General features: G+C 61.0%; 15 protein-coding genes and 1 pseudogene. 9 read left to right on the top strand and 7 right to left on the bottom strand.

The features are described 5' to 3' along the window. Position 1 precedes the first annotated feature (1 nt). The 3 genes from IB264_RS28655 to IB264_RS28645 are packed head-to-tail and all read left to right on the top strand — an operon-like array spanning position 2 to position 2,797. Positions 2–1,063 carry an ABC transporter ATP-binding protein gene (locus IB264_RS28655; protein WP_192434539.1) on the top strand — a complete coding sequence of 354 codons (1,062 nt, stop codon included), beginning with the start codon at positions 2–4 and terminating at the stop codon, positions 1,061–1,063. Then, positions 1,050–1,820 (top strand): formylglycine-generating enzyme family protein, encoded by a 771-nt coding sequence (locus IB264_RS28650; RefSeq protein ID WP_375154987.1) that lies wholly within the window; start codon positions 1,050–1,052, stop codon positions 1,818–1,820. The genes IB264_RS28655 and IB264_RS28650 overlap by 14 nt, the downstream gene beginning before the upstream one ends. Next, positions 1,799–2,797: a ScyD/ScyE family protein gene (locus IB264_RS28645; RefSeq protein ID WP_192434535.1), complete on the top strand. Its 999-nt coding sequence runs from the start codon at positions 1,799–1,801 to the stop codon at positions 2,795–2,797. Before IB264_RS28650 ends, IB264_RS28645 begins: the two co-directional genes overlap by 22 nt. Positions 2,798–2,876: 79 nt before the next feature. Here the strand turns inward: IB264_RS28645 and IB264_RS28640 are convergent. After that, positions 2,877–3,117: pseudogene (locus IB264_RS28640) on the bottom strand (carbonic anhydrase); the annotation flags it as partial. Between the two features lie 254 nt (positions 3,118–3,371). On the opposite strand from IB264_RS28640, the gene IB264_RS28635 reads away from it, so the two are divergent. From IB264_RS28635 to IB264_RS28625, 3 genes are all read left to right on the top strand, one after another. Beyond that, positions 3,372–3,617 carry a type II toxin-antitoxin system ParD family antitoxin gene (locus tag IB264_RS28635; protein ID WP_199197037.1) on the top strand — a complete coding sequence of 82 codons (246 nt, stop codon included), beginning with the start codon at positions 3,372–3,374 and terminating at the stop codon, positions 3,615–3,617. Continuing rightward, entirely contained in the window at positions 3,610–3,903 is a 294-nt protein-coding gene (locus IB264_RS28630) for a type II toxin-antitoxin system RelE/ParE family toxin (RefSeq protein WP_192434533.1), read from the top strand. Before IB264_RS28635 ends, IB264_RS28630 begins: the two co-directional genes overlap by 8 nt. A gap of 324 nt (positions 3,904–4,227) precedes the next feature. Beyond that, on the top strand, positions 4,228–4,572 hold the full coding sequence (locus IB264_RS28625) for a hypothetical protein (protein WP_192434531.1): 345 nt from the start codon (positions 4,228–4,230) through the stop codon (positions 4,570–4,572). 124 nt (positions 4,573–4,696) lie between these two features. On the opposite strand, the gene IB264_RS28620 is transcribed toward IB264_RS28625, so the two are convergent. Then, entirely contained in the window at positions 4,697–5,839 is a 1,143-nt protein-coding gene (locus IB264_RS28620) for a Xaa-Pro peptidase family protein (protein WP_192434529.1), read from the bottom strand. A gap of 36 nt (positions 5,840–5,875) precedes the next feature. Between IB264_RS28620 and IB264_RS34860 the strand changes: the two genes are divergently transcribed. After that, positions 5,876–6,451 carry a DUF6916 family protein gene (locus tag IB264_RS34860; RefSeq protein ID WP_246811842.1) on the top strand — a complete coding sequence of 192 codons (576 nt, stop codon included), beginning with the start codon at positions 5,876–5,878 and terminating at the stop codon, positions 6,449–6,451. Between the two features lie 15 nt (positions 6,452–6,466). Here IB264_RS34860 and IB264_RS28610 read toward each other — a convergent pair whose 3' ends face one another. The 4 genes from IB264_RS28610 to IB264_RS28595 are packed head-to-tail and all read right to left on the bottom strand — an operon-like array spanning position 6,467 to position 8,681. Beyond that, positions 6,467–7,030: a GNAT family N-acetyltransferase gene (locus IB264_RS28610; protein WP_192434527.1), complete on the bottom strand. Its 564-nt coding sequence runs from the start codon at positions 7,028–7,030 to the stop codon at positions 6,467–6,469. Next, a complete protein-coding gene (locus IB264_RS28605; protein WP_192434525.1) occupies positions 7,030–7,563 on the bottom strand; it encodes a phage tail protein in 534 nt (177 codons plus the stop codon). Before IB264_RS28605 ends, IB264_RS28610 begins: the two co-directional genes overlap by 1 nt. 33 nt (positions 7,564–7,596) lie before the next feature. Beyond that, positions 7,597–8,127 carry a phage tail protein gene (locus IB264_RS28600; protein ID WP_192434523.1) on the bottom strand — a complete coding sequence of 177 codons (531 nt, stop codon included), beginning with the start codon at positions 8,125–8,127 and terminating at the stop codon, positions 7,597–7,599. Positions 8,128–8,150: 23 nt separating this feature from the next. Further along, complete coding sequence (locus IB264_RS28595; protein ID WP_192434521.1) at positions 8,151–8,681, bottom strand: phage tail protein; 531 nt, start codon at positions 8,679–8,681, stop codon at positions 8,151–8,153. Positions 8,682–8,927: 246 nt separating this feature from the next. Here IB264_RS28595 and IB264_RS28590 point away from each other — a divergent pair, with 246 nt between their 5' ends. Beyond that, positions 8,928–13,976 carry a putative Ig domain-containing protein gene (locus IB264_RS28590; RefSeq protein WP_192434519.1) on the top strand — a complete coding sequence of 1,683 codons (5,049 nt, stop codon included), beginning with the start codon at positions 8,928–8,930 and terminating at the stop codon, positions 13,974–13,976. Between the two features lie 497 nt (positions 13,977–14,473). Here IB264_RS28590 and IB264_RS28585 read toward each other — a convergent pair whose 3' ends face one another. Beyond that, complete coding sequence (locus IB264_RS28585) at positions 14,474–15,145, bottom strand: protein-L-isoaspartate(D-aspartate) O-methyltransferase (protein WP_107027506.1); 672 nt, start codon at positions 15,143–15,145, stop codon at positions 14,474–14,476. 482 nt (positions 15,146–15,627) lie between these two features. Between IB264_RS28585 and IB264_RS28580 the strand changes: the two genes are divergently transcribed. Further along, complete coding sequence (locus IB264_RS28580; RefSeq protein ID WP_192434517.1) at positions 15,628–16,632, top strand: LysR family transcriptional regulator; 1,005 nt, start codon at positions 15,628–15,630, stop codon at positions 16,630–16,632. The last annotated feature ends 16 nt before the right edge of the window (positions 16,633–16,648 follow it).

Below are 16,648 nucleotides of genomic sequence, written 5' to 3'. Positions count from 1 at the left end.
CATGGCGTCCGTCACGTTCACCAATGTCTCCAAGAAGTTCGGCGAATTCATCGCGGTCGCCGACTTGAATCTAGAGGTCCGGGACAAGGAGTTTCTCGTCCTGCTCGGCCCCTCCGGTTGCGGCAAGACGACGACGATGCGCATGGTTGCCGGTCTCGAGGAGGCGACATCGGGCGATATCTACATCGATGCGGAACGCATCAATGGCGTCCTTCCAAAATATCGCGACGTCGCGATGGTCTTCCAGTCATATGCCTTGTATCCGCACCTCAGTGTCGAGGACAATATCGGCTATCCACTGAAGATCCGCAAAGTGCCCCCAGCCGAATACAAGCGACGAATAGCCGAGGTCGCGCGGCGCGTTGAACTCGACACGATGTTGTCGCGTCTGCCGAAGGAACTCTCCGGCGGTCAGCGCCAGCGCGTGGCACTCGCCCGCGCCATCGTCCGCACGCCACGTGTTTTTCTGATGGACGAGCCGCTTTCCAATCTCGACGCCAAGCTTCGTACTCAAATGCGCGCCGAGCTGAAGCATCTCCAGCATGAACTGCAGGTCACGACGATCTATGTCACCCACGATCAGATAGAGGCGATGACACTCGCCCACCGCGTGGCCGTGATGAACAAGGGCGTGATCGAGCAGCTCGGAACGCCGAGGGAAATCTACAACGATCCGCGCACCCTCTTCGTTGCCGGATTTATCGGCTCGCCGCCGATGAATCTGATCCCCGGGGAGGTGACAAACGGCGTGTTCGTTAGGGCCGGCCTAAGGGTGGCGGGTCTTGGGCGGGCAAACATCTCTTCCGCCGTTCTCGGTGTGCGTCCAGAGGACGTCCATGCGGCCGGAGCCGAGGATGCCGACGTCAATCTTGTTGCGCCGATCTATTCGGTGGAGCTCACGGGCGAGAACACGCTTGTAAGCCTGCAGTTAGGCGGCCAACTGATGACTTTGCGCGCCGACAAGAACTTCGCTGGCCAGATTGATCAGCGGATCGGCGTGAAGGTTGCGACAGATCGCGTCTTTCTGTTCGATGGAGGGACACAATACCGTGTCGACTTCTGACATCTGGACGGCGGCGATTGCAATCACAGTGGCATTCGCCGCGGCCGCCGCCGATGCCGGTCCCATCGACGGCAATCCGCTGATCGAGATCCCTGCCGGCGCGTTCGTCTTCGGTCGTGACGACGGCCCCGAAAATGAACACCCGCGCCGCGTGCTGTGGGGGCGGGCCTTCGCGATCAACCGTACCGAGATCACGAACCGACAATACGGACGCTTCATCGATCAGACCGGTCACCGCCCCGCCTTCTACACAAATCACCCGGTTCTGGGATTGGACGACCGGCCGGTCGTCGGGGTGAGTTGGGGAGACGCCGATGCTTTTTGCAGTCACTACGGGTTGGCGCTGCCGTCGGAGCAACAATACGAGAGAGCGGCACGCGGAACGACGGGCAGCGCATTTCCGTGGGGCTCGGCCTCTGGGGACTTGGTGCGGGCAAATTCCGGCGCGGATATCTGCTGCTCCGGCGACGCGCGCGACGGTTATCCGATGACCGCGCCAGCAGAGTCCTTCGCCGATGGCGCAAGCAGCGAGGGCGTCCTCAATCTTGTCGGCAACGTCTGGGAGTGGACCAGTGATGTTTACGCGCCCTATGACGGTGGGGCTGCGGCAAACGTTACGGGGCTATACCGCGTGCTTCGCGGTGGCTCCTGGAACAGCGATGCACGCCACCTTACGACGACCTATCGCCTCGCCTATAATCCGGAATTTCGTTTCTCAGCCAATGGTGGCTTCCGATGCATTCGCTCCGCGGCTTGACAATCATTGCTGGTCTTCTGTTCCTGGCAGTCGGCGCTAGCGCAGAGCCGGCAGTCGCACCCGGCTACCGGCTAGAGACCGTTAACCTGCCGGGTGCCGCGTTCGCCGGTATGTCCCGCGACGGCGAGGCTCTGCTCGTCACCGATCTGGCCAGCGGCCGGCTTTATCGCCGCGACGCGGAGGGTAAGCTCGTCGCATTCGGTCCGGTCTTTTCGCATGGCCTCGATGTGATCGGCGACCCGACCGGTCCCTACCGTGTCGTGCGTGCCGGTAACGTTCTTGTCGTCGCCCAAGGGTGGACGCCGGCCAACTCCGACGCAGGCCCGTATGATCACGCCCTCGTTGCGATCGATGGGGCTGGCGCGGTCCGCGTCATCAGCAGCGATTTCTGGAATCCGTTCGACTTCATCTTGGCGAACGGCGTTTACTACGTGATCGATGCCGCGCGAAACAGCGTCGAACGGGTGCAAACGGACGGGCAGAAGAACACGATCATGACGTTCCGCCGTATGGCCGAGGCGGCGACGGCACTGCAGGATCTTTCGCCGACAGAGTTCGCGACCGGGAACAGCTATGAAGTCGATGCTGTGCCGACCGGCATCGGGCTGCGCGACCGGCGCCTTTATGTCGCGCTGTTCGGCGGATTTCCTTTCCCTGCCGGTGCTGGAAAGATCGTGTCGATCCCCGAAACCGGTGGCGCGTCAAATCCGCGACTTGACGTCGAAGGCCTGAATGCGCCTGTTGCTATCGCCTTCGACAGTGATGGAGAGATGCTTGTTCTCGAACACGGTATCTACGATCAGCCGGAAGGTTTCCGGAAGGGCAGCGGTCGTTTGCTCAGACTCGACACAATGACGGGCAGCCGAAAGATCATTCTCGACGCTTTGACACGACCGGTGTCCGTCCTCGTCTGGGACGAGCGGCGGCTCGTCGTTTCCGATCTGGGCGGCAACCTCCATTTTCTGACACGTGAATAGGCGCACTGACTACCAGTGTGACGACCTATCGAGGCGAAGACGGTGTCGGGTCGCACTTCAAATGGGCAACGAGTGCTTCACCGCTGACAACTGCGCGAATGCCGCCGCAACCGTAGTAACCGCATATGATGATGTGTTTAACGCCAAGCTGATTGACAGCATATTTCACGACGGACAGCATGGGTCAGTCGGATCGATCAAGTTGGGAGGTTGCGGTGCAAGAACACCTCGCCAGACTCGAGGCCGGCGATGACGTTGGCCGGCACGCTGCTATCGGAACACCCGATCCATAGATACTCTGGCCGCGACACCGACGGTAGCGGAGCGTCAGGATATCGGCATCAAAGCGGCGGTTGTGGAACACGCCGAGAATCAACCCTCTCCGTTCGCTGTGCTTCGAGTTGCCGACGGGGCGCGCAGGAGCGGGGGCAACTCTGCGAAGCATGCCATCCTCTCGTCGTCCTGGTGCTAGTCCTACTGGGCACGTGAATTGATCGGTGCACCCTGATCGTTTACAAAGATTGTCAATCCTTGTAGGCTTGGGCGGTGAAAGGATGCCCACATGCATGTCTCTTTGACCGAAAAGCTCGATGAATATGTCCGCGATAAGGTGGCGTCGGGCCTCTACAACAATGCCTCGGAGGTGATCCGCGAGGCGCTGCGTCTCAAGATTGCGGGTGAAGAATCGGATGCGTCGAAGCTGCAGCAACTGCGCGAGGCGCTGGATCCTGCCTGGCGTCAGGCCGACGCGGGCGCTTGTGTCCCCTTTGATCTGACCGCGATTCTCGATGAACTCGACCAGGAAACGGCGCGTGCCTGAATTGGCGATCACGCCGCTTGCTCGTGAGGATGTGAAGGAAATCGGCCGCTACACCCAGCGAACTTGGGGAGTGGCGCAGCGCGATGTGTATCTGCGTGGGTTCGCCGCTCTGTTTGAGCGTCTGCGCACCGGCGCGATCGTCGGCCGGCTGCGCTCCGAGGTTCGCGATGGCTTGCTGTGCTACCCTTACAATAGGCACTTGGTGTTCTTTCGAAGGGACAGGCATGGTGACGTGGTAATCCTACGCGTCCTGCATGAGCGCATGGATTTTGAGCGGCATCTATAGCCCTCTCCAAGGCGACAGCAGGTCGTGTCGTTGCCAGTTAAAAGCGAGAATGCGGCTGAACCTCGGTCTGATTGGGGCTGTCGGCGGAATGGGTCATTTCCTGCCTGCGATATTGATCCGTGTAAGAAATTAGTGCGGGAAAGGGCAGACGAAAGGCGTTGATGCCAACCGGCAGCGATCGCGTGAAACGTCCAATGGTTGCCGCCTTCACGATTGTCATACGAAGGACGAGCGCGGCAACCGCCGTTGATGCCGGGGAACCTTACCTGGCCTTTGTCGTTCAGTTCTCAATAGGCTCAACTGAACTCTATTGAGGAGGCGGACATGCAAAAGTCCATTCATAACCTTTTGGCGGCAGGCCTGCTCGCGGTCGGCGCCCTCTCAGCCGTTTCATCCACGTCGTCGGCGCAGTCCCTCGACCTCTACATCGGCCCGGACGGACGTCCTGAGCTGCGCGATAGAGATCTGGACCGTCGATACTACGAGGACGAGTACGAGCGGCCTGGCTGTAGCGAGCGGCAAGCGCTTCGTCGTGCATCGAGACTTGGACTACGTGATCCGGAAATTCAGGCCGTGACACGCAGACAAATCGTCATCGATGGCGAACGGCGCGGGCGGTTCGTGACAGTCGCATTTGCCAACCGGCCCGGCTGTCCGCGCCTCGGCTAAGCGTGCTGCTTCATTAAACAGGCTGGACCGCCGCAAGTGCTCTATCATCGGCCAGTCAGTCAGTTCATCGCAGGCTTCATCGCCTGGACTGATGGCATCATGCCCCCGAGCGTAGTCATGTCGTTCAAGCAAAAGGCTGAGTTGGGCCGGTGGCGGGTTGTGTGAACCAGCGCGGTCCAGTGTCAGACATGAATATGTGGTCTTCGAGCCGGATACCGAACTGACCTGGTACGACGATCATCGGTTCGTTGGAGAAGCACATGCCGGCACGAAGGCGCGTGCCGTTACCGCGCACGATGTAAGGTTCTTCGTGGATCTCGAGGCCCAGACCATGACCGGCCCGATGGGGTAGGCCCGGTAATCTATAATCCGGACCAAGGCCCTCGCGCACGAGCACCGCTCGGGCCGCCTCATCCAGCATGCGAGCCTCCACGCCGATCTGCGCGGCTTCGAAGACCGCCTGTTGTGCCTCGCGCTCGATCGACCAGACGCGCTCAAACTCTGCGTCCGCCTCGTCCAGCATGTAGGTGCGGGTGAGGTCCGAGTGATAGCCGTCGATGCGTGTTCCCGTATCGACGAGGATCGCCTGTCCCTTCTCAAGCACCTGGTCGCCATCTGCCCCATGAGGCAGGGATGTGGCGGTTCCGAATGATACGATACAAAAGGTCGAGCCACCGGAGGCGCCGAGCGCGCGATGTTGTTCATCGATATAGCGCACGACATCGGATGCCCGTATACCCGGCTCCATCATGACGTGCGCGCGTTTGTGAACCTCGAGGGTGAGATCCATCGCGTACTGGATCAGCGCGATTTCGGCTGCTGACTTGCAGAGCCTGAGATCACGGATCAAACGAGCACCATCACCGATGCGATCAACGCCGAGATTCCTGACGAGCTCATGATAGGCAAACAGCGGCAGCGCATCGTCGAGCGCGAGCATATCAGTGGCTGCAAGCAGTGAAGCAATGAGCCGAGCGGGGCTTTCCTCTTCCTCCCAAGTGGCGATTTCGCCAGGCAGGTGCGGCAGTGTTTCCACGCGACTGCGCTCGAAACCCGGAACGATGTAAGTAAGTGCCGTGGGTGTCACCAGCGCACCGAGGAGACGTTCGCTTTGATGCCAGACAAGGCCAGTGAAATAGCGAAGGCTTTCTGTCGCTCCTATCAGAACGGCTGAGAAACCGGCAGCTTCCATGTTTTCGCGCAATCTTCCCAGTCGCGCATGTCTTTCCGTAGCGGAGATCGAGGCAGGGCGGGATGGCAAAGGCATGTCGGCTCCTATGTCAGAATCTTTGAGGCTTTGCCAATGTTCGAGGCCAAAACCCATCTGTCGATTTTATATATTTTATATGTAGGCAATTTGTCGACAAAGATATTGGCGCGCGACACCCACCAAACGAAACGAAGGGAACAGAAGCCGATGTTCTTGTTCTGTGCTGAAAATTTCGCTGAATGTACAAGGGGAACGCTAGCGGTCGCTTTCATAAGAGCGAAAGAACTCGAGATGCCCGAAGTCTTTTGCGCTCAACCGCAATGCTGTAGGTGTACAGCCATCGACCTAAGCGGGAATCATCGGGGAGAACAGCGCATGGAACTTCTGACGCTTCAAAATTTTGCGGGTTGTGTCGGCCAGGCGTTTGATCTGTCTCTTGGCGAGAGCACCGTGCCGCTGACCTTGGCGGAAGCTTCTCCGGGCACAACACAGATCCTGCCTGGCATGCGGCGCGCGCCTTTTTCCCTGGTGTTCCGCAGCAGTTCGGCGATCGTCCTGCCGCAGCAGATCTACCGCCTGAGGAATGCGTCGCTCGGCGCGCTGGAGATCTTCCTCGTACCGGTCGCCAGGGACAAGCAGGGCATCGTCTACCAGGCCGTATTCAATTGATGAGGTGAAAGGCGGTCAGAGACGCCCAGTCTCGGCGAGGTTGCAGCAAGACCATTCCATCTGGACGTGTGAACCACCATTCTCCTCGGCTCGAAAACCAAGACGATGGTAGAGAGCCTGCGCCCGGAAGTTATGCTGCTCGACGTGCAGGACGACGGCCTCGCAATCGGACACCGTCGCCTCGTGCTGAATGGCCGCCAACAGCGTGGTTCCGTGGCCTTGACGGCGCCATTGCGGCAAAAAACCGATATCGACGATGAGCCAACGCTCCTTCTTTGCATCAAGATAGACGCGGCCGGCTGGCTCGCCTCCGATCTCGACAACGAGAAAATCTGCGTCGGGAAACGTCGCCATGTAGTGGCGATGCTGGAACAGGAACTGCTGTTGGAGAAAGGCGTGTTTCTGTTCGATTGACCAAGGCACCGCCGCCAGTTCGTCCGCTCGAAACGACCGGTAGAGCTGTAGCAGAAACGGAAAATCCTCGGATGTGGCGTGGCGCAAGGACATGCCCGCGACCGGCAGGCGAGGCGGATCGAGGCGTGCCGGAAATCCGATCGTGGCAATGTCGGCTGGCAACATCACCCGAACGACGGGAAGGTGCCGTTGAGGGCAATGCAGAAGTTCACGGCAAGATAAGGCTGGCGGTTTTCATGCGGCACGTTGTTGCCCGCCAAGCCGATCATGTTTGACGCGAATTGGGCATTCGGCTGAGCGTCCTTTGCCGTGACCGAGCTCTCTATGGGCAGGGTCAACGCGTTGCCGGCAGAAGGTGCGCTTGCCCGTTTTGCCGAGTCGGTCTGGTTGTAGATCGTGAACCCGTGCGAATGCGCCGGCATTTCCGACGTGCTCAGTGTGACGTTGTTTTCGCCGAAAACCTCGCCGATGCTGCGTTGCGAAAGCCCAGGTGCCGTGCCCTGGTTGCAACCGGTGCGTCCGGTAAAGTTTGGCAGCTGAAAAGTGGTCGTGCCATCGCCTCCGTAGGCCACGCCCAGCAGTGAGAACAAAGCCGTGTTCTGCCGAATTGCAAGCGTCGCGCCATTGCAAAACGCCCAGTCGCGGGGTGCGAAATTGAAGCCGAATAGCTGGATTTCACCAATGAAAGGCTCTGACATTTCTATTCCCTTATCGTGAAATGGAGGTCCGCATCAGCCTTGCGACGGGAAGACGCCGAAGAGGGAAATGCAAAATTGTACCGTCAGCGTCGGCATCATGTTGTCGTGGGGGTGGGTGTCGCCGGTGGGCCCGGTCGAGTTCGGGGACGTATTGAACCCATTAAGTCCGGTGACATCAGTGGCATACATCGTGTTGCTCGAGAGTGCGCCGAGTTCGGCGTTCGTTCCGATCGCCCTCGCGTTAGCTGAAGTCGTCGTTGCAAACATCGGATGGTTGTGCGGCGGCAGTTGGGTGCTGAGCAGCGTCACGGTTTCCGTGCCGCCAATTTGACCGGGTAGGCGCGTGCTCTGGCCCGGCCCTGTGCCCTGATGCAGGGGTACGCGACCGCGAAGGTCGGGCACGCCGAACGTGTTCTGGCCATCGCCGCCATAGGTGGTCCCAAGCAGCATGTACAGTGTGTCATATTCCGCGATCGACAGCAGCGAGCCATCGCAAGCCTGCCAGCCGGTCGGCACGCGGGAAAAGCCGAACATCCGAATTTCCCCTAGATAGGGAGTGCCCATTGGTTATCCTCCGGCGGCTGGGTTCAATTGCGGGAAGGGTAGATGCCCTGCAGCGCAATGCAGAAATTGATGACGTTGAATGGCTGCATATTGGAGTGCGGTTGCCCGCCGCCCGCCGCCGCGACGCTCTGAGGCGACAGCAGAACCTGCGTTTCACCGGATGCCGCATAGATTGGCAAGGACGTGGTGCCGTAAAGCGTGTTCGTCGGGTTGCGTTGATTGGCTTCAGCAGTCGTTCCGTTGCCTTGATGCTGGTGTGCGGGAATCTGCTGCAAAGTCAGTGTCACGGCCTCAACGCCGCCGACCGCTCCGATTGGATAGGGTGTCGGCGCCCAGCTGGGATCGGCAGATGACCCGGCCGCGACCGGCGTGCGGCCCTGCAGATTTGGCAGGGCGAAGTTGGTCGTACCGTTGCCGCCATAGTACGTCCCCAACAAGGAGAACAAAACTTGGTTCTGGGCGATCCCCAATAGCTGGCCGTTGCAAAGCGCAAAACCGCGCGGTGCAAAGTCGAACCCGCACATCATGATCTGCCCCACAAAAGGTTCGGTCATGGTTGCCCCCATCCCAAGAAAGTTTGACGACTCTGGATTTACCTCTGCGGCGCACTCTCTCTCATAACGAGCATCTTGGGAAGGGTGGCCTGACAAACTTTTTTACCAGGATTCCCGCATACGTAGCACGATGCTGGGTTGTGTGACTCAAGTTTCCATGGCAATCAGTGGATGAGGCGGCGAACGGACTGATCGTGACGATGGACTTCCGTCCATGTGGCGCGCAGTGCGCACAGGGGCGGGACAATGGCTCAGAATTCGTTTGGGCGGGCAAATCTGGTGCGCGGTCATCGCACACCCGTCGCTTACTTCCTTGGTTTGTTGGTGTTCGTCTGTCTGGTGACGCTGTGGCCGGTATCAGCGGCGCAAGCGGCCTGTACGTCACCTCAGACCGCCACGATTGCGTCGGGCGGCACCGCGACCTTCAGCTGCGCCGATTTCGGCTTCATCGGCCCTGCTGACACGTCCCCGTCCCACGGCAGCCTGACATTCGGTACGCCTCAGAACGTATCTCTCCTCATCTATACCAACAACGGCGACGGAGCGGTTTCCGACACCTTCGTCGTCAAGGACGACTTCGGCATCCCGATTACCTTCAATATCACGATTACGCCTTCGACCTCGCCGCTGACAGTAACGCCAGCAAGCCTCGCGTCGCCCGCAATCGGTACGTCCTACAATCAGGCGCTCAGCACCACAGGCGGCACTGGCCCCTACAGCTATACGCATAATGTCGGCAATCTCCCCCCGGGCATCACTTTGTCGTCTTCCGGCGTGCTTTCTGGTACGCCAACGGGATCCGGTCCCTACAACTTTACTGTGCGTGTGACGGATTCAACCGCGCCGACGCCCCACACTGTCGACAAGAGCTATAGTGTGACGATCGCCGCGCCCACGATCGTTGTAACCCCGAGTGGCCTGCCGGACGGCGGGGTAAGCGTTCCCTACAACGTGCAGTTTTCGGCTTCCGGAGGGACCGCGCCATATACTTACACACGCGATGTCGGCAGTCTGCCGGCCGGGCTGACTCTTTCGAGCAGCGGGCTCCTGGCCGGGACGCCGACGGCGGCCGGTAGCTCGACGTTTACCCTGAAGGCCCAGGATAGCACGACGATTTCGACCGGTGGCGTGCACTTCAAGACGCAGAACATTACGATCACCATCAATAACTTCCCGCCATTGACCCTGTCGCCGGCCAGCGGTTCGGCGCTTTCCGCCGGTACGGTGGGCGCCGCCTATTCGCAAACAATCTCGGCCAGTGGCGGTTCGGGCTCGATCAGCTATGCGGTGACGTCGGGCGCTCTTCCTGCGGGCCTGGCACTGAATGGATCGACCGGTGCGATCATCGGCACGCCGACGGCGGGTGGGTTCGGCACGGCGAACTTCACGGTGACGGCGACGGCCGCGACCACCGGCTCCGCTTCGGCTAGCTACTCGATCGCGATTGCAGCACCGCCTGTGGTGCTGACACCGTCGAGCGGCGCCTTGGCGGGCGGCACGGTTGGCGTTGTGTATCCGGGTGTGTCAATTTCGGCGAGCGGTGGGTTGGGGACGATCAGTTACGCCGTGACATCAGGTGTTCTTCCTGCAGGCCTCGCCCTGAACCCGTCAACCGGTGCGATCAGTGGCACGCCGACGGCGGGCGGGTTCGGCACGTTCAACTTCACGGTGACGGCAACCGGCGCAACCGCGGGTTCGGCTTCGGCCAGCTATTCCATCACGGTGGCCGCGACGCCGGTGGTGCTGACGCCGTCAGATGGTACGACGCTAACGGCGGGAACCGTTGGCTCGGCCTATTCCGACGCATCGATTTCGGCGACCGGCGGCGCGGGCGCGATCACCTATTCGGTGACCGCTGGCGGTCTGCCCGCGGGCCTCACTCTCAATACGTCGACCGGTGCGATCAACGGCACGCCGACGGCCGGCGGGTTCGGTACGGCGAATTTCGCGGTGACGGCGACGGCCGCGACCAGCGGCTCGGCTACGGCCAACTATACGATCGTGATCGGAGCACCGCCGGTGGTGGTGACGCCGGCCACAGGTACGGCTCTGATAGCCGGCACCGTCGGTTCTGCCTACTCGCAGACGATTTCGGCAAGCGGCGGTGTGGGTGCGTTCACCTATGTGGTTAGCAGCGGAGCGCTTCCCGATGGCCTCACTCTGAATGCGTCGACCGGCGCGATCAGCGGCACGCCAACTGCCGGTGCGTTCGGTACGGCGAATTTCACGGTGACGGCGGCGGCGGCCACGGCGGGTTCTGCATCGGCGACCTACTCGATTGTGGTTGGAGCTCCGCCCGTGGTGCTGACGCCGGCAACCGGCACAGCGCTTTCCGGTGGCACGGTGGGCTCGTCCTACTCGGACACCTCAATCTCCGCGAGCGGCGGTGTCGGCACGTTCAGCTATGCGGTGACATCAGGCGCTCTTCCGGCGGGCCTTGCTCTTGATGCGGCCACCGGCGCGATATCAGGCACACCGCCGGCGGCCGGTTTCGGCACGACGAGTTTCACCGTGACGGCAACCGCGGCGACCAGCGGTTCGGCTTCGGCCAATTACTCGATCGCCATTGGAGCGCCGGCTCTGGTGCTGACGCCGGCTACCGGCACGGCGCTTTCGGCCGGCACCGCCGGCTCGTCCTATTCGGATACGTCGATCTCGACGGTCGGTGGTGTGGGGGCGATCAGCTATGCGGTGACCGCCGGATCGCTGCCGGCAGGCCTGAGCCTCAATGCGTCGAGCGGCGCGATATCAGGCACGCCGACGGCAGGTGCGCTCGGTACGGCGACCTTCACGGTAACGGCAACGGCGGCAGTAACCGGTTCCGCCTCTGCAAGCTACTCCATCGCAATTGGAGCCCCGACGCTGGTGTTGACTCCGGCAACCGGCACGGTGCTTTCAGCCGGAACGGTCGGCGTTGCCTACTCGGATACGTCGATCTCGGCGAGCGGCGGTGTTGGTACGATCAGCTATACGGTGACCGCCGGATCGCTGCCGGCAGGCCTGAGCCTCAATGCGTCGAGCGGCGCGATATCAGGCACGCCGACGGCAGGTGCGCTCGGTACGGCGACCTTCACGGTAACGGCAACGGCGGCAGTAACCGGTTCCGCCTCTGCAAGCTACTCCATCGCAATTGGAGCCCCGACGCTGGTGTTGACTCCGGCAACCGGCACGGTGCTTTCAGCCGGAACGGTCGGCGTTGCCTACTCGGATACGTCGATCTCGGCGAGCGGCGGTGTTGGTACGATCAGCTATGCGGTAACGGCCGGTTCGCTGCCGGTGGGCCTGAGCCTGAATGCGTCGAACGGCGCGATATCAGGCACGCCGACGGTCGGCGCGATCGGCACCGCGAACTTCACGGTGACGGCGACGGCGGCGACCAGCGGCTCTGCCACTGCGAGTTATTCGATCACGGTCGCAGCGGTGCCGGTAGTTTTGACGCCGGCTACCGGCGCGACGCTTTCATCCGGCACGCTTGGCGTCGCCTATTCGGACACGTCGATTTCTGCAAGCGGCGGCGTTGGTGGGTTTACCTACGCCGTGACATCAGGCGCCTTGCCTGGCGGTCTCATGCTGGATGCGTCAAGCGGCCGCATTTCCGGAAGGCCGTCCGCTGACGGCGACTTCCGCTTCACCGTGACGGCAACGGACGCGAGCGGCGCCACAGGGCAGGCGAACTACTCGCTCTCGATCCTACCCAGCAATTTTGTCTTCAGCCCGTCTGCCGGTGCGCTGCCAGACGCGATGGTCGGCGAAGCCTATTCTTCGCGCATTTCGGCGACCGGCGGCGTTGGCGCTCTGGTCTACAGCGTCAAGAGCGGCGACCTGCCGAAAGGCATGGTTCTCAACGTCTCCACCGGGGAATTGACCGGGCCACTCGCCAGCGACGCGACGCCCGACACCTACCGCTTCACCATCGCGGTGACCGACAGCCGCGGCGCCAGCGGATCGGCCACCTATACGCTGAAGCTGAACGGACGCTCTGTCACCGCGCCGGACTTCGTCGTCGACGTTCCAGCGGGTTCGGCGCCGAACAACGTTTACCTCAACAGCGGCGCGACCGGTGGCCCGTTCATCAGCGCCGCAATCGCCTCGGTCGAGCCTCCGATTGCCGGCAAAGCAGAAATCGTCGAGGGGGAACTTGCGGCCGCGGGCAGCTTCACACCGGTCGGCTACTATCTCAAGTTCACGCCCAACCCATCCTATTCCGGCTCTGCCGTTGTTGGTTACACGCTGCACAGCGCGTTCGGCTCCTCCAATGTCGGCCACGTAACCTATCGGATTGCGCTCGATCGCGTGGCAGTCGGAGAAGAGATCGACAGCCTCGTGCGCGACTTCGTCCGCACACGGCAGAACCTGCTGTCGTCGACGGTCCAGGTGCCGGGCCTTCTCGATCGACGTCGGGCTGCGGCGAGTACCGATCCGGTGACGACGGCTGTAACGCCCTCGGACAAGGGCGCACGGCTCGGCTTCTCCTCCAGCCTCGCCCAGATCCAGGCAGCACGTGATGCAGCCGATGCGGCTGCAGCCGGCCAAACCTTCGTGAAGACTGACCAGCTCTTTGACATCTGGGTGAACGGTAGCTTCCTGTTCCACAAGGATGAAGATGACAAAAGCGACAAATGGGGCAATTTCGCGCTGTTCTCAGTCGGTGCCGACTATCTCATCAACGACCGTGCTTTGGTCGGCCTGTCCTTCCACTACGACTACATGACGGATCCGACGGCGGAGGACGCCGAACTGACCGGCAATGGCTGGCTCGCCGGCCCCTATGCCTCGTTCGAAATTGGGCAGGGCGTCTTCCTCGACGCCAACCTGCTCTATGGCGGCTCGTCGAACGACATAGACACCGGCATCTTCGGCGGCAGCTTCGACACCAGCCGCTGGATGGCGGATGTGAAGCTCACCGGCGAATGGCAGCTCGACGAGCTCACAGTTCTGACGCCGAAACTCAGAGCCGTCTATTTCAACGAGGAGACCGACAATTACAGCGTCAGCAATGCCCTCGGCGAGACAATCGATCTCAAGGGCTTCATCGAGGAACAAGCCCGCTTCAGCATCGGCGTCGATGTCCAGCGGACGCTGGAACTGCAAAATGGGTTGACGCTGTCGCCAACGATCGGCGCGGATGTCGGCTATGCCTCGCTCGATGGCGAAGGACTATTCGGAAGGGTCTCGGCCGGGCTTGCGCTTTCCAACAATGACAACTGGGACCTCGGCTTCTCGCTGCTGTTCAACATCGAAGGCGACGGCTCGCAGTCGGCCGGTGCCAAAATCGGCGCGCGTGTCAGCTTCTGACAAACCGCGCGAGGAAACGCAGATGATCGGTGATAGCGGTCAGCCATCGGATATAAGGCGGCCAGTGACGGATTGTGCAGCGATTGCTGAGACGAACCACGTGGTGAGTGGTCTGAGGCACTGTCGATCGCAAAAGGGCGGGCCACCCCAACCTCGCAGGCGACGCTTTACATCGCCTTATTCCTCAAGCCTGCGAAAGCGCTTGTTCTGAACATCAGGTCGCACAATGTATCGATCGGATCCATTCCGGTCGCGGCACTCGATTTCATCGACCGGCAGAACAATACCCAGTATGGTTCTGCTGTTTCAACTCCACCCGCACGCACGTCAACACCGACCTGAAATCCTTGGCAAACATCGTGCAGGCAATGATGCTGGCTTTCGGTTCAAATCCCCTCACATCAGGTTTTGTCAATCAGCCGAGCGTCTGCATGGGCGTGGTAAACGATCCTCGGAATAGAATGTGAGGGTCTATTTGCCAGATGGCAACGCGGGCATCAGACCGTCTCGAGCCGGCCGAACCGAACCGGGATGAATTGCCGCGTCTCGAGTCGTCCCGCCGAATCCTTGTCAATGACAGTCAAAAACTGTTGTTCAGAGCCCATAGGAAGAACCAAACGGCCCATTGGCTTGAGCTGCTCGAGCAAAGCCGGCGGCGCCTCCTCGGCCGCCGCCGTAACCAGGATCTTGTCGAATGGCGCGCGGTCGGGCCAACCGCCAGACCCATCGCCGACACGAATGCCGACATTTGATATGCCGAGGCTCCGGAGGAGAGCCTCGGCATGGCTTGCAAATTCCTCGATGATTTCGACGCTCCAAACTTGCCCGGCGAGCTCCGCGAGGATTGCGGCTTGGTAGCCCAAGCCGGTGCCGATCTCGAGCACTGCCTCATGCGGTTGGGGATCAAGGAGATCGATCATGAGAGCGACCATGAAGGGCTGCGACACGGTTTTATCGAAGCCGATCGGCAGCGGCATGTCCTGATAGGCAAAGGGCGCAGCCGGGGCGGGCACGAAGAGATGCCGGGGCACCCGCAGCATCGCTGCCATCACCCGTTCATCGAACGCCGCCTTGCCCAGTTCTTCGCTTTCAAGGTCGGCATAGATCGCAATCACCTCGACCATGTGCCTGCGCAGAACCGCAAGGTGCTTTTCGTTCATTGGCCTCATGAGCGCGGGCCCTCCTCAGCCAAGTGGGTGCCAGCTAGGTTTCTCACATTAAACGGCCATGGGTATGCGATCGCAAGATCAAAAGGCCAACAATGGCCCCAGCGATCCGGCGCCTCACAGGCAAAGGCTTCAGAAGAGTGGAACTGCGGACCCAGCAGTGATGTCGTCCATTGTCTCACGCGGTCCCTTCTCTTGCGTGGACTGTCGCGCGTGGCGCAGTCTCGCTCAATTCAATGGGATTCCCATCCACCATAAAAGGCTCACCGAAGCCAGGTACAGGATGGCATCTGCAAGCAGCCTCTGACCGGGCTTCAAAGTGGCAGCGACCGTTTCATTCCGGCAAGGCCATTGCCGCACGTCTTCCTGCATCATCATTTCACACCTTCCCGTGGGTTCGCGCTCCAGCCCGCTCGCCGCGGCGGCGCGCATCTGACTGGCGGGATATGCGAAGCCCGGGTACATTAATCAAATGAAGTAGGGCCATGTCGAATATGCGTGACGTTCATAATCTCGATCTCAATCTCGTGCGGATCTTCAATGCGGTGCTGGACGAGCGTGGCGTCACCCGGGCAGCCGAGCGCCTGCATCTGACGCAATCGGCCGTCAGCCATGCCTTGGCGCGACTGCGCGAGATCATCGGCGACGAACTGTTCATCCGCGGTCCAGATGGCATGCACCCGACGCCCCGGGCGGCCGAATTGGCGCAATCGTTCAAGCCGGCTCTCGTCCAGATCGAGGCTGCGGTGTCCGAGCCGGTTTTCAATCCGGCAACGTCCGAGATCGAGTTTTCGATCTCGACCTCGGACTACATCACCGCAACGATTGTCCCGGATTTGATGTCGCGCATGCGCAAGGCGGCGCCGAACGCCCGCTGCCGCGTGCGCGCACTCAGTGAAATGAACATCACCGAGGAACTCGATCGCGGGACAATCCATGTCGCCATCGGCGTTTTCGGCAAGACGCCCTCGCGCTTCGTCAGCGAACCGCTGTTTTCGGACCAAAGCGTCTGGCTGATGTGCCGGGATCATCCCGCCGCCTCGGGCGCCTTCGGCCTGCGCGAACTTTCGCTCTATCCGCAGATCGACATTCTGATCTCTGATCAGATCCAGGCGGGTGCCGGCGCGACAATCGATCAGGGCGGGCTGGAGCGCGCCTATATCACCAGCAATCCGCGGCATATCGAGGCCTTGCTCGGTGCCGAAGGCCTGGTGCGCAAGGTCGGAGCCACCGTTTCTCACATTTTGGCCGTGCCCTCGCTGGTCGCCGCGACCGACATGATCGCCTTCATGCCGCTGCAATTTGCCAGGCGCGCGGCCAAGGTATTGGGTCTGACCTGGAGGGAGCCGCCCTACCAGGCGCCGGCGTTTCAAATCTCCATGCTGTCACATCGCACCATGGGCGCACATCCGTCGGTGCAATGGCTGCGCAACGAGCTGATCGAAAGCGCCAGCGCTATGGCGTGGAAGAATGACGCCGGCTATCTTTGATCTGCATGAATGACAT

It is taken from the genome of Ensifer sp. ENS11, from assembly GCF_014851895.1.
GTDB lineage: Bacteria > Pseudomonadota > Alphaproteobacteria > Rhizobiales > Rhizobiaceae > Ensifer > Ensifer canadensis.
Note: the sequence above shows the minus strand (reverse complement) of the source record. Positions and strands in the feature narration are given on the sequence as shown.